At 65.5% G+C, this 19667-nt stretch carries 12 protein-coding genes; 3 read left to right on the forward strand and 9 right to left on the reverse strand.

The features are described 5' to 3' along the window. Positions 1-427: 427 nt before the first annotated feature. The gene (locus EOD43_RS00855) at positions 428-1000 is read left to right on the forward strand and encodes a cell wall hydrolase (protein WP_127740186.1); all 573 of its coding nucleotides are present in this window, start codon (positions 428-430) and stop codon (positions 998-1000) included. Between the two features lie 73 nt (positions 1001-1073). Beyond that, complete coding sequence (gene ybaK / locus EOD43_RS00860) at positions 1074-1547, forward strand: Cys-tRNA(Pro) deacylase (protein WP_127740188.1); 474 nt, start codon at positions 1074-1076, stop codon at positions 1545-1547. Between the two features lie 98 nt (positions 1548-1645). Here ybaK and EOD43_RS00865 read toward each other — a convergent pair whose 3' ends face one another. The 8 genes from EOD43_RS00865 to rpoB all read right to left on the reverse strand — a co-directional run bounded on the left by EOD43_RS00865 (position 1646) and on the right by rpoB (position 16899). Then, positions 1646-1975 (reverse strand): hypothetical protein, encoded by a 330-nt coding sequence (locus EOD43_RS00865; protein ID WP_127740190.1) that lies wholly within the window; start codon positions 1973-1975, stop codon positions 1646-1648. Between the two features lie 14 nt (positions 1976-1989). Further along, a complete protein-coding gene (locus EOD43_RS00870; RefSeq protein WP_127740192.1) occupies positions 1990-3387 on the reverse strand; it encodes an MBOAT family O-acyltransferase in 1398 nt (465 codons plus the stop codon). Then, entirely contained in the window at positions 3388-4830 is a 1443-nt protein-coding gene (locus EOD43_RS00875; protein ID WP_127740194.1) for an SGNH/GDSL hydrolase family protein, read from the reverse strand. Then, positions 4827-6008 (reverse strand): DUF459 domain-containing protein, encoded by a 1182-nt coding sequence (locus tag EOD43_RS00880; RefSeq protein WP_127740196.1) that lies wholly within the window; start codon positions 6006-6008, stop codon positions 4827-4829. The genes EOD43_RS00875 and EOD43_RS00880 overlap by 4 nt, the downstream gene beginning before the upstream one ends. A gap of 173 nt (positions 6009-6181) precedes the next feature. Beyond that, the gene (locus EOD43_RS00885) at positions 6182-6892 is read right to left on the reverse strand and encodes a glutathione binding-like protein (RefSeq protein WP_127740198.1); all 711 of its coding nucleotides are present in this window, start codon (positions 6890-6892) and stop codon (positions 6182-6184) included. Positions 6893-6924: 32 nt separating this feature from the next. Beyond that, positions 6925-8190: a glycoside hydrolase family 130 protein gene (locus EOD43_RS00890; protein ID WP_127740200.1), complete on the reverse strand. Its 1266-nt coding sequence runs from the start codon at positions 8188-8190 to the stop codon at positions 6925-6927. A 202-nt stretch (positions 8191-8392) separates the two neighbouring features. Beyond that, positions 8393-12670, reverse strand: coding sequence for a DNA-directed RNA polymerase subunit beta' (rpoC, locus tag EOD43_RS00895; protein WP_127740202.1), 4278 nt, complete (start codon positions 12668-12670; stop codon positions 8393-8395). A gap of 80 nt (positions 12671-12750) precedes the next feature. Next, positions 12751-16899, reverse strand: a complete 4149-nt coding sequence (rpoB, locus tag EOD43_RS00900) for a DNA-directed RNA polymerase subunit beta (protein WP_127740204.1) — start codon at positions 16897-16899, stop codon at positions 12751-12753. Between the two features lie 291 nt (positions 16900-17190). Here rpoB and EOD43_RS00905 point away from each other — a divergent pair, with 291 nt between their 5' ends. After that, on the forward strand, positions 17191-18162 hold the full coding sequence (locus EOD43_RS00905; protein ID WP_127740206.1) for a L,D-transpeptidase: 972 nt from the start codon (positions 17191-17193) through the stop codon (positions 18160-18162). A gap of 3 nt (positions 18163-18165) precedes the next feature. Here the strand turns inward: EOD43_RS00905 and EOD43_RS00910 are convergent, their stop codons facing one another. Continuing rightward, complete coding sequence (locus EOD43_RS00910; protein ID WP_127740207.1) at positions 18166-19632, reverse strand: sulfatase family protein; 1467 nt, start codon at positions 19630-19632, stop codon at positions 18166-18168. Between the last annotated feature and the right edge of the window lie 35 nt (positions 19633-19667).

Below are 19667 nucleotides of genomic sequence, written 5' to 3' on the forward strand. Positions count from 1 at the left end.
CCGCCTCATCCGCCAACCGATTGTCGTCGGCTTCCGCCAAAATCCGCGCTCCCAAGCCCTCACATGCCGAATCGCACACTATCGCAGGCGATCCGACGCGTCTCGATCCGCAGGCCGTACGACCCGCGCAATTATTACATAAAGACAGGGTTTTCGTGTCGGTTCAAAGGCAAAATCAGCGTAATTTTGCGCCCGAAACGGCCATATTTGTTCCTCCGTCCACCGCGCAGGTGAAACGATTCACCGTGGATTGGTTGCCATTTTAAGGTTTGTCCCGCATGGGCGCGCCAGATCCGGTCGCCGGGGGGCAGACAATCCATGTCACTCACCCTGCCTGCGACAAGTCGTGAATGACCGCCCGTCCCTGGGTTTTGTTGTGAGTTTATCGGGACGGATTCGGCCATTGGCGCATGGCATGGAGTGCTGAATGGCTGCGAAACTGGCTCAACATCCGCTGATGATCGCGGCGATGCTGATTGCTGCTGCGACTGGCGTGATGGGCTATGCGGCTATTCCGACGAGCGAGCCCCAGCTCGCCTATAATCTCGATACCCAGATCACGGCCGACGCAATCGTTGCCGACGACGGGATCGACCAGGTTCTCTACAAAGAAGCCGCCGCTTCGACGGCGAAGATCGACAAGCAGCTCGAATGCCTTGCCAAGGTGGTGATGCACGAAGCCGCCAATCAGCCGCGCGAAGGCCAGCTTGCGGTTGCGCAGCTGATCGTCAACCGCGTCGGCCAGGATCGCTTTGGCGAGACGGTTTGCGAAGTCGTGAACCAGCCGGGCCAGTTCTTCCGTACCGCCGGCTACAATCCGCGCCGCGATGGCGAGCGTTGGGCGAACGCGGTCGAAGTTTCGCGGCAGGCGATGGCTGGCGACGGCGATGCCGTCGTTCCCGGCGCGGTCTTCTACCACGCGGCCTATGCCCGCCCGAACGCCTTCTTCCGCACGCGCACCAAGCTGGCCAGCGTCGGCGATCACATCTTCTACCGCTGATCGGCTTCACTGCCGGTTGGATCACAGGCCCCGCCATCTGGCGGGGTTTTGTGTTTTGGGGCTAGGTGGGATCATGTCCCGCACCACCCGCGCCACGCAGGCGCTCACCCGATCCGGCGTCCCCTTCACGGTCCACAGCTACACCTATGATCCCGATGCCGAACGCGTCGGGCTGCAGGCGGCCGAGGCGCTGGGCGCGGATCCGGGTGAGGTGCTCAAGACTTTGATGATCCTCGTCGACAGCAAGCCCGCCTGCGCGGTGATCCCATCCGACCGCGAACTGTCGATGAAGAAGGCGGCCGCGGCCTTCGGGGGCAAGTCCGCGCAGATGATGAAACCCGCCGATGCCGAGCGCGCGACCGGCTTCGTCGTGGGCGGGATCAGCCCCTTCGGCCAGAAGAAGCGCGTGCCGACGGCGATCGAGGCGGACGCGATGGCGCTTCCGCTCGTCTTCATCAACGGCGGCCAGCGCGGGCTTCAGGTCAGGCTCGCGCCGGGCGATGCGGCGAAGGCGGCCGACGCGATCGTGACGGCGCTCACCGCGTAACCGTCATCCCGGCGGAGGCCGGGATCTCAGCGAGCATCTAGGGACGAGTTAGCCGCAGGAGCCTCCTGAGATCCCGGCCTCCGCTGGGATGAGGAGCTTTATTGCATGCCGCCCGCCGCCTCATCCCCGAAGCGCGCGGCCTGCAGCTTTTTCCAGCCATCGTGGAGCGCGGTGCGCGGCTTGCCGATGCCGATCGCGTCCATCGTCGCGGCCCAGCCGCTTGCGGCTTCGGAGGCGCGCAGCTGAACGTCGCTCGGCGGCTTTTCGTCGACCCAGGCGGAGAGCGTGCCGGCATTGGCGAAGAACAGCACCAACGTCGCCACGATGATCGCGACGCTGGCATAAGCCAGCGGATGACCGCCCTCGATCGGTTCTGCGGGCAGATCGACCGGGGAGGCCAGCTCATGCTCCTTCATCTCGCGCGCCATCCGACCGTCTCCCGTCAGAACTGATAATAGATGAAGGGTGCGACCCCTTCATAGCGCATCGCATCGATCACGATGATCGCGACCGCCGTGAGCAGGCCCAGCGCCCAGGCGGGCATCAGCCGCAGCCGCAGCGCAACACCCTGCGCCAGCCCAGGCGGGGTGAAGTGGAACGCCATGCCCAGCACCATCAGCCCGGCGAGCAAAGGCGTCGTCATCGTGTTGCGCCAGTCGCCGCCCGCCATGCCGCCGATGAAGCTGATCGCGCCGTCGAAGGTGTCCGCGCGGAAGAAGATCCAGCCCAACGTCACGATGTGGAAGGTGACGAGGATCGCGAGCAGCTTGGGCAGGCCCGGCAGCCCAGCCTTGCGCCACAGCGTTTCAATGACCTGAACACCGCCGTGCAGGCCACCCCAGATGAGGAAGGTCCATTTGGCGCCGTGCCAGAAGCCCCCCAACAACATCGTGATCAGGATGTTGCGGCACTGGCCGAACAGCCCGCCGCGATTGCCGCCGAGGCCGATATAGAGATAGTCGCGCAGCCAGCTGGACAGGCTGATGTGCCAGCGGCGCCAGAAATCCTGCAGCGATTGCGCGCGATAGGGCTGGTTGAAATTGCGCGGGAAGCGATAGCCGAACAGGGCCGCGATCCCGATCGCCATGTCCGAATAGGCCGAGAAATCGCAGTAGATCTGCACCGCATAGCCATAGGCGGCGAGCAGCAGATCGAGGCTGGAGTGCGCCGCCGGATCGAAGAAGACCGGATCGACGAGGTTGACCGACAATTCGGACGCGACGACCGCCTTCTTGAACAGCCCCCACACGATCAGCAGCAGCGCCATCGCGATCATGTCGCGGTTGAGCCGGGGCGTCTTTTCGAACTGCGGCAGCAGATCGGACGCGCGCACGATGGGGCCGGCCACGAGGTGCGGGAAAAAGCTCATCAACAAAGTGATGTCGAGCAGCCCCGCCGCGCGCACCCGCCCGCGATAAACGTCGATCAGGTAGGACATGCCCTGGAAGGTGAAGAAGGACACGCCGACCGGCAGCACGATCTGCATCAGCGGCAGATCGCGCGCCATCCCCCAGCTGCCCAACAGGACGCCCAACTGCTCCAGGAAGAAGTCGTAATATTTGAAGAAGCCGAGGATGCCGAGATTGGCGATCACCCCCAACGTCACGACCGTCTTCTGCGTACCGCGCGTATCGGCCGCGTAGATCAGCCGCGCCGCGCCCCAGTTGAGGAAGGCCGAGGCGATCAGGAGGGCGACGAAGCGCCAGTCCCACGCGCCGTAGAACACCCAGCTGCCGAGCAGCAGCAGGATCTTGCGCCACTCGTTCGATCCGGACACGGCCCAGATGATCGCGAAGGCCGCGAGGAAGAACAGCCCGAAGTCGAGCGTCGGAAAGAGCATCTAGCGGACCGCGCCGGCTGCGGCGTCGAGATCGGTCTGGAGCCGCGTCGCGATCTCCTGCCCGCCCAGGCTGTTGAAGTGGACATAGTCGCCGCGCATCCGGGTCGGCTGCAGCTTGACCCAGCTGACCGCGGTGCAGCGCCCGCCCATGCGCGCTTCCCAATCCCAGAAGCCGAGGCGCAGTTGCTGCGCGACGCGGCGCTGCACGTCGCGAACCATCTTGAGGCCGGCGGGCGGGAAAAGCGGCCGCGCGGTGATCGACCAGCCGATCTGGGTCGGTTGCGTGACCGGGGGCGGCGCCAGCACCGGCGCGGTTGCGGGCGGCGGCGTGGTGATCATCCGGCGGCCGTCGACCGTCTGGGTCGCCTGCGCCTCCAGCTCACCCAAAATATCCTCGATGCTGTCGGGCGCGGCCTGCGAAGGCGGCGGCGTCTGCGCGACGGGCGCGGTGGGCGGCAGCGGCGCGGGCTCGAGGCAGGGCGCGGGCGTCACGGTCGGCGCGTTGGAGAGCAGTTCGCTGCGCCGGGTCAGCGCATCGGGGGCGCCCAGCAGCAGGATCGGCACACGCCCCGCCAGGCGGCGGATGCGGCCGATCTGGGTGCGCAGGGTGATCTCATATTCCTGCGGCGCGATGCGCGGCGCGAAGCCTTCATTGGTGCCGAAGGCGACGACGATCAGGTCAGGATCGTAACTGCGCAGCTCCTCCGCAACGACGGCATCGTCGTTGCGCGAGAAGTGGACGAGTTGCGATCCGACCACGCCGACATTGGACAGGGCGACCCCGCCCGCGTCGCGGAAGCTGGCCCAGCTGGTGATCGTGACGGGATTGCCTTCCGCCACCACCGACACCGCGACCTGCGGGCTATCGAAGGTCAGCTCCTTGCATTCGGGGCGCGAGAGGAAGGCGTTGAGGTCCATCCGCTCGGTCTTGCCGCCGATGCTGATCGCCAGCGTGCCCGCCCCCGGCTGCGCGAGCGCACAGACGACGAAGCGATCGAACTGTTCGTTGGCGCCGGCGACCATCGAGATGCGCGCGCCGTCGCGGGTCGATGTCAGGCTGTAGGCCGACAGGCCGATCGGCGGACGCGGCGATTGCGATCCGGGGCCGAAGATCGACGCGATCGACCAGCCGTCCGACATGTCGACGCTCACGCCACGCGGATTGTATCCGTTGAACGGCTTGCCCGGCGGCATCACGCCGCGTCCGCCGCTGCCGTAGCGCGCCTGGAGCATTTCGCGCCACGCGCCGGTGATCGCATCGCCCGCCGTATGGCTGTCGCCGATCTGGAGGATATGAACGGGCTTGCCCGAACGGCCGCGCGAGGTCGCCAGCTTTTCGAAATAGGATTTGAGCGCCGGATAGCCGCACAGGCCGCCCGCACAATCGGCGGTGACGGCAGGCGTAGCGGCAGCCGCCGCGGCAAGGGCGAGCAGCGACATCATTCGCTGCGATTGCCCTCTTCCTCACCGCGCAGATCGGGCGGCAGCAGATCAACGGGCGCGCCCTTGGCAGGCGGCGCACGGCGTTCGGTCGCCACCGGCGGCGGGGCCGTGGTGGGCGCGGTGGCGGCGGTGGGCGGCGGCGCGGCCAGCGGATCTTCCAGCTTTGGCGGCTTCACTCGCGCGACAGGCGGCGGGGGTGGAGGCGGGGCGACCACGGGCGGCGGCGGCGCGGCATCGCCCCCCGCCTCACTGCGCGCGCGATCGACATAGGTGCGGATGCGCCCGGCCAACCCGCGCGTGATCCGGACATAGCCGTTCATCGACATGTGGATGCCGTCATTGGCGCGCATCAGCATCGGCCGACCATCGGCGCCCGGCAGATAGGCCGCATAGCGCCCGTCGGCATCGACGCTGTAGGGCGCGGTTTCGACATAAGCGACGCCCAGCTGCGCCATCAGATCGCGGTAGAAAGCATTCATGCGGACGACGTCGGCATCATAGGCCGCCTCGCGCATCTTGGGCAGGCCGACCCAATAGACGATCGCCCCCTGCCCGCGCAGCATGGCGACATAGCGGGTCACGCGCCGCGCGATCTCCGCCTTCCAATTGGGGCTGAGCAACGCATAGACATGGCCGTTCGCCGCGACGCCCATCATGTCGTTCGCACCGAAGCTGATCACCGCGATATCGACCGGCGCGGGGGCCAGGCGGGCGCGATCATGCTCCTCCAGATTCAGCGTCTTGTACCGGGTGAAGCCGGTCGCCTGCTGGCTGAACTTGACGACCTGATAGCCCTGTTTCCGGCTGAGCTGATTGTAGAGCGCAGACCAGATGCCGTCGCCGAAGCTGTCGCCGAACACGCCGATGCGCACCGGCCGGCCGGCGGCGATCGCATTGACGATGCCGGGCTGGATCGGGCGACTTTCGGCGACCGTCGGCTGTTCGGGCAGCGCACCAGGCGCAGGCTTGGGCGCATCGGCCGGCTGCGTCGGCAGCGCATCGCCCGGATTGGCATCGGTGCCAAGCGGCGCCGCCACGTCGGACGTGCCGACCTCGATCGGCGGCGCGACAGGCTCGGTTGCGGTGTGGACGCCAAAGGCATAGCCGATCGCCGCCCCCGCGGCGACGCCGAGGAACAGGACCGCCGTGCGATCGAACAGGAAAAGCGCCGCCCTCATTCTACCCTTCGCGAACCGTCCGCATCTTCTAATCGAAACGAACCGAAACGGGCGCTGAACGGGCTCGGGCGGGACGTCGTCACCCCGCTCCTATCGCAGCGCGCGCCGCCCTGTCGAGCCGATCGGCGCATGGCTGCGGTGAGACGAGTCGAAGCCGGGACTTTCGGTCGCGATCACACCTTCTTCGCGGGCTTGGGCGGCTCAATCCCGAATAGGATGCGCGCAAACTCGACCGGATCGGGCGGGGGCAGGTTCTTCAAACTGTCGGCGACGGCATAAGCGCGCGCGGTGGCCGGGCGCGCGGCGATCTCGTCGAACCAGCGCTTCACGTGCGGGAAGTCGTCCAGATCCTGCTTCTGCCGTTCATGGGGGACGATCCACGGATAGATCGCCATGTCGGCGATCGAATAATCCTCCCCGCCCACGAAGCTGTGATCGGTCAGCCGCCGGTCGAGCACGCCGTAGAGCCGCGCGGTTTCGCGAACGTAACGCTGGCGGGCATAGGGAATGTCTTCGGGCGAATAGCCGTTGAAATGGTGGTTCTGCCCCGCCATCGGCCCCAGCCCGCCGACCTGCCAGAACAGCCATTGCAGCACGTCCGCCCGCGCCCTGACGCCGGTGGGCAGGAATTGCCCGGTCTTTTCGGCCAGATAGAGCAGGATCGCGCCGGATTCGAAGATCGAGATCGGCGCGCCGCCGCCCGTCGGCTCGCTGTCGACGATCGCGGGGATGCGGTTGTTCGGCGCGATCTTCAGGAAGCCGGGCGCGAACTGCTCGCCCTTGCCAATGTTCACCGGCTTCACCCGATAGGGCAGGCCCGCTTCTTCCAGAAACAGGGTTATCTTATGCCCGTTGGGCGTGCCCCAATAATAGAGATCGATCATGTCCCCCCTCCTCTTTTGGAGGGGAGATTGCTTCATTTCAGAGCGGCCAGCAATTCGCCGAGCGCGACGAAGCCGAAGGCGACCGAACTGTCCGCCACGCCATAGGGAACGAACAGATGTTCGCCGTGGCGCATCGCGCCGCAGCTATAGACGACGTTGGGCCTGTAGCCCTCATGATCCTCCTGCGTGGCGGCGATCAGGGGCAGTTCAGCGCGACCGATCACCTTCGACGGATCGGCCTTGTCGAGCAGCACCGCGCCGATCGCATATTTGCGCATCGCGCCGACGCCGTGAGTCAGCACGATCCAGCCCTCGTCGATCTCGATCGGCGATCCGCAAATGCCGATCTGTGCCTGTTCCCAGGCATGGACGGGGCTGAGCAGCGGCACGCCCTCGCCCCACGCGTCGAGCCGGTCCGATGTCATCAGAACGATCGTGGCATTGTCGCGCCGTCCGATCATCGCGTAGCGCCCGCCGATCTTGCGCGGGAACAGCGCCATGCCCCGGCCCTGCGCCGCCGGAGCGGACATGGGCGCGAGCGTGAAGCTGCGGAAATCCGACGTGCGCAGCAGCTCCGGCCGGCGCCGCACCCCATCATGCGCGCTATAGGTACCGAGCCATTCGACGGCGCCGTCGTCATGCGTGAAGCGGACGAGGCGGAGATCCTCCAGCCCCTCGCGCTGCGCCTCGGTCATCGGGAACAGTACCGTGCCCGATAGTGAGCTGTCGCGGTGGCGGTGGATTGCGATCGCATCACCGCCCGGATCGCCCGCGCCATCGGCGGCGGTGGCGAAGGGCGGCTCGGGCATCAGATCCAGAACCGGCCCCGGCCCCAATATCCCCTCGCGAAAGGCGACCGAGCCGATATGGCCTTCGCCGACCGCGCGCAGCGAGATGATGATGCGGACGGCATCCCTGCCCATGCCCGATTGATCGGGATGCGGCACGACGCCGGGATTGGTGAGCGCGGCGGCGGCATAGCCGTGAGCGTGGCAGAAGAAGGCGCCGATCAGCCGCCTGCGCACCTCGGACAAGCCGGCATGGCCAAGGCCCAGTTCAGCCTCGATCCGGGCGAAACGGGCATCGAACATGTTCCGCGCCTGCCAGCGGCGCGGATCGAAATCGCGCAGCACGCGCTCCAGCTCGTCGCCTGCCGTCGCCTCATCGAGCGCGGCCACATAGTCGACGATCCGGCGAACATCGCTGCCATTGGATCCGTTGGCGGGGTGGAAAGGACGGACGACGCGGCGGGTGGGATCGGCCTTGAGCCGCAGCGAACAGTGGATGATGTCGAACAAAGAATACTCGGGGAAACGGGGGTGCCCGGCTCTTTTCGGCCGTAGCGTGGCCCCTCTTTGCGCGCGGCTCGGCGCGTCGCGCAATACGCAATCGTTAACATACTGAAACGGGCCGATTCCCCGTCAGCTTTATGGGCACCGCGCATGAAAAAGCCCCGCCGGATCGCTCCGGCGAGGCCAATTCTGTCGGCTAGGCCGGCGATCAATCGTTCAGATAGTCGCCCGCATCCGCATCGGTGCCGTGGCCCGAGGAGACCACCTCACCCAGCGCATCATCGCCGGTGCCGGCGGCGTCACGCGGGCTGCGGCGCAGTTCCGCCTCATGCTCCTCGGCCGCGGACTGCGGCGCGATGAGCGAGGCCTGCCAGCTGCGCTGCTGCGCACGAAGCGCGGCGTCGCGGCTGGATGCGGTGACGCGCAGACGCGACATGCCCGCACCGGTGCCGGCCGGGATCAGGCGACCGACGATCACGTTCTCCTTGAGGCCGTTGAGCGTATCGATCTTGCCCTGCACCGAAGCTTCGGTGAGCACGCGGGTCGTTTCCTGGAACGACGCGGCCGAGATGAACGACCGGGTCTGGAGCGACGCCTTGGTGATGCCGAGCAGGATGGGCTTGCCCTCCGCCGGCTGGCCGCCGGTGGCGACGACCTTGGCGTTGACCTCGTCCATCTCCTCGCGATCCACCTGCTCGCCGGGGAGCAGGGTGGTGTCGCCGGCCGCGGTGATCTCGACCTTCTGCAGCATCTGACGAACGATCGTTTCGATGTGCTTGTCGTTGATCTTCACGCCCTGGAGTCGATAGACTTCCTGGATTTCCGACACGAGATATTCGGCGAGCGGCTCGATGCCGAGCACTTCGAGAATATCGTGCGGATCGGGCGAACCGCCGATCAGGTTGTCGCCACGCTTGACGTAGTCGCCTTCCTGAACGTCGATCACCTTCGACTTGGGCACCAGATATTCGACCGGCTCCGCGCCATCGTCCGGACGGATGATGATCTTGCGCTTCGCCTTATAGTCCTTGCCGAATTCGACGCGGCCCGAGACCTTCGCGATGATCGCGTTTTCCTTGGGCTTGCGCGCTTCGAACAGCTCGGCGACGCGCGGCAGACCGCCGGTGATGTCGCGGGTCTTGGCGGACTCGCGGCTGACACGGGCGAGAACCTCACCCGCCTTCACCGTCTGGCCGTCCTCGACCGAGAGCATCGCACCCGGCGCCAGCATGTAGCGCGCGGTTTCGCCCGACGAGTCATCGAGCAGCGTCAGGCGCGGACGGAGATCTTCCTTCCGGCTGGTGGCGCGATACTCGATCACGACCTTCTGGCTGATGCCGGTCGCTTCGTCGGTCTGCTCGGTGAGCGTCTGGTTGTCGATCAGGTCCTGATACTTCACGACGCCGCCCGTCTCGGTGATGACCGGCATGGTGAAGGGATCCCACTCGGCGATGCGATCGCCCTTCGAGACGACGGCGCCGTCGTCGACGAGCAGGTGCGCACCGTAAGGCAGACGGTGGACCGCACGCTCGCGGCCCTCCATGTCGAGGATCGCGAACTCGCCGTTACGGCTGAGCGACACGCGACGGCCGCGCGGATCGGTGATCGTGCGCAGTTCGCGATATTCGATCTTGCCGTCCGACACCGCTTCGAGGTTCGACTGCTCGTTGAGCTGCGCCGCGCCGCCGATGTGGAAGGTACGCATCGTCAGCTGCGTGCCCGGTTCACCGATCGACTGCGCCGCGATGACGCCGACGGCTTCGCCGATGTTCACCGGGGTACCGCGGGCAAGGTCACGACCGTAGCATGCGCCGCAGACGCCGCCCTTCGATTCGCAGACCAGCGGGCTGCGGATCTTGACACCGATCACGCCGGCCGCCTCGATCGCCGCAACCATCGGCTCGTCGAGAAGGACACCCTCCGCGACGACGATTTCGCCCGACTTCACGTCGATCACGTCCTCGGCCGTGGTTCGGCCCAGGATGCGCTCGCCCAGCGACGCGATGGTGGCGCCGCCCTGAACGATCGCCTTCATGTCGAGCGCGCGTTCGGTGCCGCAATCGAGTTCGACGACGACGCAATCCTGCGACACGTCGACCAGACGGCGGGTCAGGTAACCCGAGTTCGCCGTCTTGAGCGCGGTGTCGGCCAGGCCCTTACGGGCGCCGTGGGTCGAGTTGAAATATTCAAGGACGGTCAGGCCTTCCTTGAAGTTCGAGATGATCGGCGTTTCGATGATCTCGCCCGACGGCTTGGCCATCAGGCCGCGCATGCCGGCGAGCTGCTTGATCTGCGCGGCGCTACCACGGGCACCGGAGTGCGCCATCATGTAGATCGCGTTGATCGGCATTTCACGGCCGGTCTCGGGGTCCTTCTTGACCGCCTGGATCTCCTTCATCATCTCGGCAGCCACACGGTCGCCGCAACGCGACCAGGCGTCGATCACCTTGTTATACTTCTCCTGCTGCGTGATCAGGCCGTCCTGATACTGCTGCTCGAAGTCCTTCACGAGGGCGCGGGTCTCTTCGACCAGCGGTTCCTTCGCGTCGGGGATGATCATGTCGTCCTTGCCGAACGAGATGCCGGCCTGGAAAGCGTGACGGAAGCCCAGCGCCATGATGGCGTCGGCGAACAGCACGGTCTCCTTCTGGCCGGTGTGACGATAGACGATGTCGATGACGTCGCCGATCTCACGCTTGGTCAGCAGGCGGTTGACCGTTTCGAACGGCACCTTGTGCGACTTCGGCAGGGTTTCGCCCAGCAGCATACGACCCGGCGTCGTTTCGACGCGCTTCATATACTGATTGCCGTCCTCGTCGGTCTGCGGGACGCGGGTGATGATCTTGGTGTGGAGCGTCACGGCCTTGGCCGCGAGCGCCTGATGCACCTCCTGCATGCTCGACATCAACGTGCCTTCGCCCGGCTCGTTTTCCTTCATCATCGACAGATAATAAAGGCCCAGCACCATGTCCTGCGACGGCACGATGATCGGCTTGCCGTTCGCGGGGCTCAGGATGTTGTTGGTCGACATCATCAGCACGCGCGCTTCCAGCTGCGCTTCGAGCGACAGCGGAACGTGGACGGCCATCTGGTCACCGTCGAAGTCGGCGTTGAACGCCGAGCAGACGAGCGGGTGCAGCTGGATCGCCTTGCCTTCGATCAGGACCGGCTCGAACGCCTGGATGCCCAGACGGTGGAGCGTCGGCGCGCGGTTCAGCAGGACGGGATGCTCGCGAATGACTTCGTCGAGGATGTCCCAGACTTCCTTGCGCTCCTTTTCGACCCACTTCTTCGCCTGCTTCAGGGTCATCGACAGACCCTTGGCGTCGAGACGCGCGTAGATGAACGGCTTGAACAGTTCGAGCGCCATCTTCTTCGGCAGGCCGCACTGGTGCAGCTTGAGTTCCGGACCGGTCACGATGACCGAACGGCCCGAATAGTCGACGCGCTTGCCGAGCAGGTTCTGGCGGAAGCGGCCCTGCTTGCCCTTGAGCATGTCGGACAGCGACTTGAGCGGACGCTTGTTGGCACCGGTGATCGTGCGGCCGCGGCGGCCGTTGTCGAACAGCGCGTCGACCGACTCCTGCAGCATGCGCTTTTCGTTGCGGACGATGATGTCCGGCGCGCGCAGCTCCATGAGGCGCTTGAGGCGGTTGTTACGGTTGATCACGCGGCGATAGAGATCGTTCAGATCCGACGTCGCGAAGCGGCCGCCGTCGAGCGGCACCAGCGGGCGCAGTTCGGGCGGAATGACCGGAACGACTTCGAGGATCATCCATTCCGGGCGGTTGCCCGAATCGATGAAGCTCTCGACGACCTTCAGGCGCTTGATGATCTTCTTGGGCTTGAGCTCGGACTTGGTGACCGCGAGCTCTTCCATCAGCTCCTTGCGCTCGCCCTCGAGATCGAGATCCTCGAGCATGCGGCGAACCGCTTCGGCGCCGATGCCGGCCGAGAAGGCGTCTTCGCCATATTCGTCCTGCGCTTCGAGCAGCTCGTCTTCGGTGAGCAGCTGATACTTCTCAAGCGGGGTCAGGCCCGGCTCGATCACGATATAGCTTTCGAAGTAGAGCACGCGCTCGAGCTGCTTGAGCTGCATGTCGAGCAGCAGGCCGATGCGCGACGGCAGCGACTTCAGGAACCAGATGTGCGCGACGGGCGCCGCCAGTTCGATATGGCCCATCCGCTCACGACGGACCTTCGAGACGGTAACCTCGACGCCGCACTTTTCGCAGACGATGCCCTTATACTTCATGCGCTTGTACTTGCCGCACAAGCATTCGTAATCCTTGATCGGACCGAAGATGCGCGCGCAGAACAGGCCGTCACGTTCGGGCTTGAACGTGCGATAGTTGATCGTTTCCGGCTTCTTGATCTCGCCGAAGGACCAGCTGCGGATACGCTCCGGGCTGGCGATCCCGATCTGGATCTGGTCGAACGTCTCGGGCTTGGCGACCGGGTTCGCGAAATTGGTCAGTTCGTTCATGTCTTTCGTCCCTCTGGAGGGTCAAATCTGGTGAGCGGAGGGACGGTGCAGCGGTTTTGTAAACCGCTGCACCGATCCAATCACTCCGCCGCCTCGGCGATGTCGTCGTCGCCCGCATCCTCGATCGAGGACAGTTCGACGTTGAGGCCCAGCGAGCGCATTTCCTTGACGAGCACGTTGAAGCTCTCGGGGATGCCGGCTTCGAAGGTGTCGTCGCCCTTGACGATCGCTTCGTACACCTTGGTGCGGCCGACCACGTCGTCCGACTTCACCGTCAGCATCTCCTGCAGCGTGTATGCCGCGCCATAGGCCTGGAGCGCCCACACCTCCATTTCGCCGAAGCGCTGGCCACCGAACTGCGCCTTACCACCCAGCGGCTGCTGGGTGACGAGCGAGTAGGGCCCGATCGAACGCGCGTGGATCTTGTCGTCGACCAGGTGGTGGAGCTTGAGCATGTAGATGTAGCCCACGGTCACGCGGCGATCGAAGGTGTCGCCGGTGCGGCCGTCGAACAGCTCCGACTGACCCGAGGTATCGACCCCGGCCAGTTCGAGCATGTCGGACACGTCCGATTCACGGGCGCCGTCGAACACCGGCGTCGCCATCGGCACGCCGTTCTTCAGCAGCTTCGCCATCTCGACGATCTCGTCGGCCGAACGGCTTTCGATGTCGGCGTGATAATGCTCGCCATAAACGGCCTTCATCCGCTCCACGACGGCTTCGGGCGGCTTGCCGCCGGTCGCGTCGGGATTGGCTTCACGCCAGTTTTCGAGAGCCTCGGTGATCTGCTTGCCCAGACCGCGCGAAGCCCAGCCGAGGTGGGTTTCGAAGATCTGCCCGACGTTCATGCGCGAAGGCACGCCCAGCGGGTTGAGCACGATGTCGACCGGGGTGCCGTCCGCCAGGAACGGCATGTCCTCGTTCGGCAGGATGCGCGAGATGACGCCCTTGTTGCCGTGACGGCCGGCCATCTTGTCGCCCGGCTGCAGCTTGCGCTTCACCGCGACGAAGACCTTGACCATCTTGAGCACGCCCGGCGGCAGCTCGTCGCCGCGCTGCAGCTTTTCGACGCGATCCTCGAACTTCTTGACGATCAGGCTGACGGCCTGGTCGTACTGCGCCTTCACGGCTTCGAGATCGGCCTGAACGGCGTCGTCCGCGACCGCGAACTTCCACCATTCACGCTTCTCGACTTCGTTCAGCAGCTCATCGGTGATCTCGCCACCCTTCTTGACGCCCTTGGGCGCCGAGCTGGCGGTCTGGCAAAGCAGCATTTCGCGCAGACGCGCATAGTTTGCGCGGTTCAGGATGGCGCGTTCGTCTTCGCGGTCCTTGGTCAGGCGATCGATCTCTTCGCGCTCGATCGCCATCGCGCGCTCGTCCTTGTCGATGCCGTGACGGTTGAACACGCGCACGTCGACGACGGTGCCCGACACGCCCGGCGGCAGACGCAGCGAAGTGTCGCGCACGTCGCTGGCCTTTTCACCGAAGATGGCGCGCAGGAGCTTTTCTTCCGGCGTCATCGGGCTTTCGCCCTTCGGCGTGATCTTGCCGCACAGGATGTCGCCCGGCTCGACCTCGGCACCGATATAGACGATGCCCGCTTCGTCGAGGTTGCGCAGAGCTTCCTCGCCGACGTTCGGGATGTCGCGGGTGATGTCTTCCGGCCCAAGCTTGGTATCGCGGGCCATCACCTCGAACTCGTCGATGTGGATCGACGTGAACACGTCGTCCTTCACGATGCGCTCGCTGATCAGGATCGAGTCTTCGTAGTTGTAGCCGTTCCACGGCATGAACGCGACGAGGACGTTGCGACCCAGCGCCAGTTCGCCGAACTCGGTCGACGGGCCGTCGGCGATGATGTCGCCGGCCTGCACGACGTCGCCCACCTTCACCAGCGGACGCTGGTTGATGCAGGTCGACTGGTTCGAACGCTGGAACTTCATCAGCGTGTAGATGTCGACGCCCGACTTGCCCGCTTCGACCGCGCCCGAGGCACGGACGACGATACGGGTCGCATCGACCTGGTCGATCACGCCGGCGCGACGCGCGGCGATCGCCGCACCCGAGTCACGCGCAACGGTTTCTTCCATGCCGGTGCCGACGAACGGCGCCTCGGCACGAACCAGCGGCACCGCCTGGCGCTGCATGTTCGAGCCCATGAGCGCGCGGTTCGCGTCGTCGTTTTCCAGGAACGGGATCAGCGAGGCCGCGACCGAAACGAGCTGCTTCGGCGACACGTCCATCAGGGTCACCTGATCGCGCGGGGCCATCAGGAATTCGCCCGCTTCGCGCGCCGAGATCAGATCCTCGACGAAGCGGCCTTCACCGTCGAGCTCGGCGTTCGCCTGCGCGATGGTGTGCTTGGCCTCTTCCATCGCCGACAGATAGACGACCTCGTTGGTCACCTTGCCGTCGATGATCTTGCGATACGGCGTCTCGATGAAGCCGTAGCGGTTGACGCGGCTGAACGACGCCAGCGAGTTGATCAGACCGATGTTCGGGCCTTCCGGCGTTTCGATCGGGCAGATACGGCCATAGTGGGTCGGGTGAACGTCGCGGACTTCGAAGCCCGCGCGCTCACGCGTCAGACCGCCCGGCCCGAGCGCCGAGACGCGACGCTTGTGCGTCACTTCGGACAGCGGGTTGGTCTGGTCCATGAACTGCGACAGCTGCGACGAGCCGAAGAATTCGCGAACCGCGGCCACCGCCGGCTTGGCGTTGATCAGGTCGTTCGGCATCGCGGTCGACACGTCGACCGACGACATACGCTCCTTCACGGCGCGCTCCATGCGGAGCAGGCCGACGCGATACTGGTTCTCCAGCAGCTCGCCCACCGAACGCACGCGGCGGTTGCCGAGATTGTCGATGTCGTCGATTTCGCCCTTGCCGTCCTTCAGGTCGACCAGGGTCTTCACGACCGCCAGGATGTCCTCGGCGCGCAGCGTGGTCACCGTGTCCTCGACGTCGAGTTCGAGGCGCATGTTGAGCTTCACGCGGCCGACGGCCGAGAGGTCATAGCGTTCCGGATCGAAGAACAGGCCGGCGAACAGCGATTCCGCGGTTTCCTTTGTCGGCGGTTCGCCAGGGCGCATGACGCGATAGATTTCGCTGAGCGCGTGATCGCGCTCCTCGACCTTGTCGGCCTTCAGCGTGTTGCGGATCCACGGACCGGTCGAGACATGATCGATGTCGAGCAGGTCGACATGGTCGAAGCCCGCCTTGTCCAGCGCCTCGAGATTTTCCGGCGTCACTTCGTCGCCGGCCTCGATGTAGATGCGGCCGGTCGATTCATCGATCAGGTCGAACGCCGAATAACGGCCGTAGATCTGATCGGTGGGGATCAGCAGCGTCGAAAGACCGTCCTTGCCGGCCTTGTTGGCGGCGCGCGGCGAGATCTTCGTGCCCGCGGGGAACACGACTTCGCCGGTCTCGCCATTGACGACGTCGAACGCCGGCTTCTGACCGCGCCAGTTTTCGACGACGAAGGGCACCTTCCAGCCGCCTTCGCCGCGGACATAGGTCTGCGTGCGGTAGAAATAGTTGAGCATGTCTTCGCCGCTGAGGCCCAGCGCGTAGAGCAGGCTGGTGACCGGCAGCTTGCGCTTGCGGTCGATGCGGACGTTGACGATGTCCTTGGCGTCGAATTCGAAATCGAGCCACGAACCGCGATACGGAATCACGCGCGCAGCGAACAGATATTTGCCCGACGCATGGGTCTTGCCGCGATCATGATCGAACAGCACGCCCGGCGAACGGTGCATCTGCGAGACGATGACGCGTTCGGTGCCGTTGACAATGAAGGTGCCGTTCTCGGTCATGAGCGGCATGTCGCCCATGTAAACGTCCTGCTCCTTGATATCGAGGACCGAGCGGGTCTCCGTATCGGGATCCACCTCGAACACGATCAGGCGCAAAGTGACGCGCATCGGCGCGGCATAGGTCATGCCGCGCTGGCGGCACTCGTCAGTGTCGTACTTGGGATCTTCCAGCTCGTACTGGACGAAATCGAGCTCGGCGGTGCCGGCGAAGTCGCGGATCGGGAAAACGCTGCGCAGCGTCTTTTCGAGGCCCGAAACATAGCCCGTCGACGGGTCCGAGCGCAGGAACTGTTCGTAGCTTTCGCGCTGAACCTCGATCAGGTTCGGCATCTGCACGACTTCGTGGATGTTGCCGAAGACCTTGCGGATGCGCTTCTTGGCGGTCGCCGGAACTGCCTTGGTGGCCATTGAGTTGATCCCTCGCGTCAAATTTTTTCGCCGCCTTGCAGCGGAAAGCAGCCGATTCGCGGGCGCGATCCCACGCAAAAAAGTGCGGGTCCGGGCTGTCGGAACCGCACTGCAGCGTCTGATGAAACCCTTGTATAACCGGCCCCAATTCGTCGCGAACCGTGCGCAAGGCGGTCCGTGTCCCGAGGCGGCAAGGGCGGCACCCACGATCGCGTTTCGTGGGCTTCTGCCGATGTCTGGAAGACGGCTATATAGTCCCCGACCATATGTTTGGGAAGGGGGATGGCCCATATGATTCGCCGGTTGCTGACATTCTTGTTCGCCAGCGCCCTGTTCGCTGCACCCGCTGTCGCGCAGATCGCGCTGTCCGACGGGGCGGTGGCGGACATCGTCACCAAGATGAAGCCCGGCGACTATCTGTGGGCGCCCGATATCGCACCCGGCGGCCCCGTCGTGATCGTCGTCTCGATCCCGCAGCAGCGCGCTTATGCCTATCGCAACGGCATTCCGATCGGCATCACCACCGTATCGACGGGCAAGAAGGGGCATGAGACGCCCACCGGGGTCTTCACGCTGCTGCAGAAGAATATCGACCACAAGTCGAACCTCTATAACAGCGCGCCGATGCCCTACATGCAGCGGCTGACGTGGGACGGGATCGCGATGCACGCGGGCAATCTGCCCGGCTATCCCGCCAGTCACGGCTGCGTGCGGATGCCGCTGGCCTTCTCCAAACTGCTCTACGGCATCACCAAGCTGGGCCTGACCGTGATCATCACCGACGATGCGCAAGTGCCACGCGTCGCGCCCACCCCCGCCTTCATGGCCAAGGGTGCTGCCAGCCATGCCGACGAATGGCTGATGGGCGGAAGCCTGTGGCAGCCCGAACGATCGACGAGCGGCCCCGTCTCGATCATCATCTCGGCCGCCGATCAACGGATGCTGGTGCTGCGCAACGGCGTGCCGATCGGCTCCTCCCCGGTCCGCATCCACGGCGCCGTGCCGGGCGCCACCGCCTATACGCTGACCGCGATCGAGGGCGAGAACTACCGCTGGAGCCGCCTGCCTTTGCCCGGCCAGGGGTTGAGCGCCCCCGAGCCTGTCAGCCAGGAGGAGCGCGACCGGCTGGTCGTGCCGGAGGATATCCGCCTGTCGATGGCCTCGGTCGTGACGCCCGGAACCACCGTGGTCGTCACCCCCGATACGCTGCGCAGCGGTGGCACCGGCACGAAGATGACCGTGCTGACGACTGACAAGAAGTAGGCGTCAGATCTCCTTCGGACGCCCGAAGCCCGGATCGCTATAGCTCGGATAATCGTCGAACACGTCGCCATTGCCCAGGGCGCGCGGATCGCCGCTCGCGCGCAATTCGGCGTCGAGCTTCGCGGCGAACGACCGCACAAGCGCGCGATGCTTCGGATCAGCCGCAAGGTTGGTCAGGCACCAGGGATCGGCGACGATGTCGAACAATTCCTCGGCGGGCCGCCGGCCGGTTGCGCGTTCGAACGCCGGATGCACGGCGGCCTCGTCCTGCCGCAGGATCAGTTCGGCCTTGGTCGGCCCGCCGTCGATATCGGCGAAGCCCGCATAGGATCCCGCCTCGATCTCGGCGCGATCGCGCGGGCGGCCGCTCGGATCGCCCGCCGGCCAGCGATCGGGCCTGAAGTTGCGGATATAGAGGTGCCGCGCGGTGCGATAGGCGCGCATCGGATAACCCTCGCCCGGATGGGTGCGCCCGTCCATATGGCGCTCCATCGATCCCAGCACATGATCGCGCCCGAACTTGCCACGCCCGGACAGCAAAGGCAGCAGATCGCGCCCGGTCGTCTCGGCCGGGGCCGGCAGGCCCGCCGCGCCCAGGAAGGTCGGCGCCAGATCGATCAGGCTGACCGGAACCTCGCTTACCGCGCCCGCCCGCACGCCGGGGCCGCGGATCGCGAGCGGCACGTGCCAGCCCGCATCGTAGAGCGTCGCCTTGCCGCGCGGGAACGGCCAGCCATTGTCGCCGGTCATCACCACGATCGTATTGTCGAGTTCGCCCATCGCCTCGAGCTTCGCGAGCAAAGCCCCCGCCTCGCGGTCGAGCCGTTCGATCTCATACCGATAATCGACGATGTCCGATCGCACGACCGGCGTGTCGGGCAGGTAGGGCGGCACCGTCACCGCCTTCGGATCGCCGCCCGCCGCGACGCCTGCGCCCTTTACATAGGGCCGATGCGGATCGTGCGATCCGAACCAGAAGGCGAAGGGCGCATCCTTGGCGCGCGCGGCCAGGAAGGCATCGAAATCTTCGTAGGATTTGCCCGCCGGATTGCGCGTGCGCCGCGCCGGATCGATCTGGCCCGGCGCCCACCCCTTGCGCGCATAGCCGACATGATAGCCCGCCCCCTCCAGCGCATCGGGATAGACCTTGAACCGGCGCGGCAGGATCGAGGCGAGGTTTGCACCCTCGGCCAGTCGCCAAGGATATTGGCCGGTCAGGATGCCGCCGCGCGACGCGGTGCAGCTCGGCGAGGCCGAGAAGGCGTTGCGGAAGGTTGTCCCCTCACGCTGCAGCCGCGCGAAGGTCGGCAGATGATCGATCAACCGGTCTTTGTCATCCTCAGGCTGCCAGCTCCAGTCGTCGGCGAGGATCAGGAGGATGTTGGGGCGGCGTTGCGGCGCAGCTCCGAGCCGGGAGACAGCGGCCGTGGCGGCGGCAGCGCCCAGCAGGTGACGACGGGATATGGTCATGCGCGCGACGATGGCGGCGCGCGCCCGGATTGGCA

Origin of the sequence: Sphingomonas crocodyli (assembly GCF_004005865.1) — a bacterium.
In the GTDB taxonomy this organism is placed as follows: domain Bacteria; phylum Pseudomonadota; class Alphaproteobacteria; order Sphingomonadales; family Sphingomonadaceae; genus Rhizorhabdus; species Rhizorhabdus crocodyli.

Excerpts from the sequence above, each read along its gene's own strand:
- rpoC (WP_127740202.1), bottom strand. The coding sequence starts at position 12,670 with ATGAACGAACTGACCAATTTCGCGAACCCGGTCGCCAAGCCCGAGACG.
- EOD43_RS00885 (WP_127740198.1), bottom strand. The coding sequence starts at position 6,892 with ATGATCGATCTCTATTATTGGGGCACGCCCAACGGGCATAAGATAACC.
- EOD43_RS00855 (WP_127740186.1), top strand. The coding sequence starts at position 428 with ATGGCTGCGAAACTGGCTCAACATCCGCTGATGATCGCGGCGATGCTG.
- EOD43_RS00875 (WP_127740194.1), bottom strand. The coding sequence starts at position 4,830 with ATGATGTCGCTGCTCGCCCTTGCCGCGGCGGCTGCCGCTACGCCTGCC.
- EOD43_RS00865 (WP_127740190.1), bottom strand. The coding sequence starts at position 1,975 with ATGGCGCGCGAGATGAAGGAGCATGAGCTGGCCTCCCCGGTCGATCTG.
- EOD43_RS00870 (WP_127740192.1), bottom strand. The coding sequence starts at position 3,387 with ATGCTCTTTCCGACGCTCGACTTCGGGCTGTTCTTCCTCGCGGCCTTC.
- EOD43_RS00910 (WP_127740207.1), bottom strand. The coding sequence starts at position 19,632 with ATGACCATATCCCGTCGTCACCTGCTGGGCGCTGCCGCCGCCACGGCC.
- rpoB (WP_127740204.1), bottom strand. The coding sequence starts at position 16,899 with ATGGCCACCAAGGCAGTTCCGGCGACCGCCAAGAAGCGCATCCGCAAG.
- EOD43_RS00905 (WP_127740206.1), top strand. The coding sequence starts at position 17,191 with ATGATTCGCCGGTTGCTGACATTCTTGTTCGCCAGCGCCCTGTTCGCT.
- EOD43_RS00880 (WP_127740196.1), bottom strand. The coding sequence starts at position 6,008 with ATGAGGGCGGCGCTTTTCCTGTTCGATCGCACGGCGGTCCTGTTCCTC.
- ybaK (WP_127740188.1), top strand. The coding sequence starts at position 1,074 with ATGTCCCGCACCACCCGCGCCACGCAGGCGCTCACCCGATCCGGCGTC.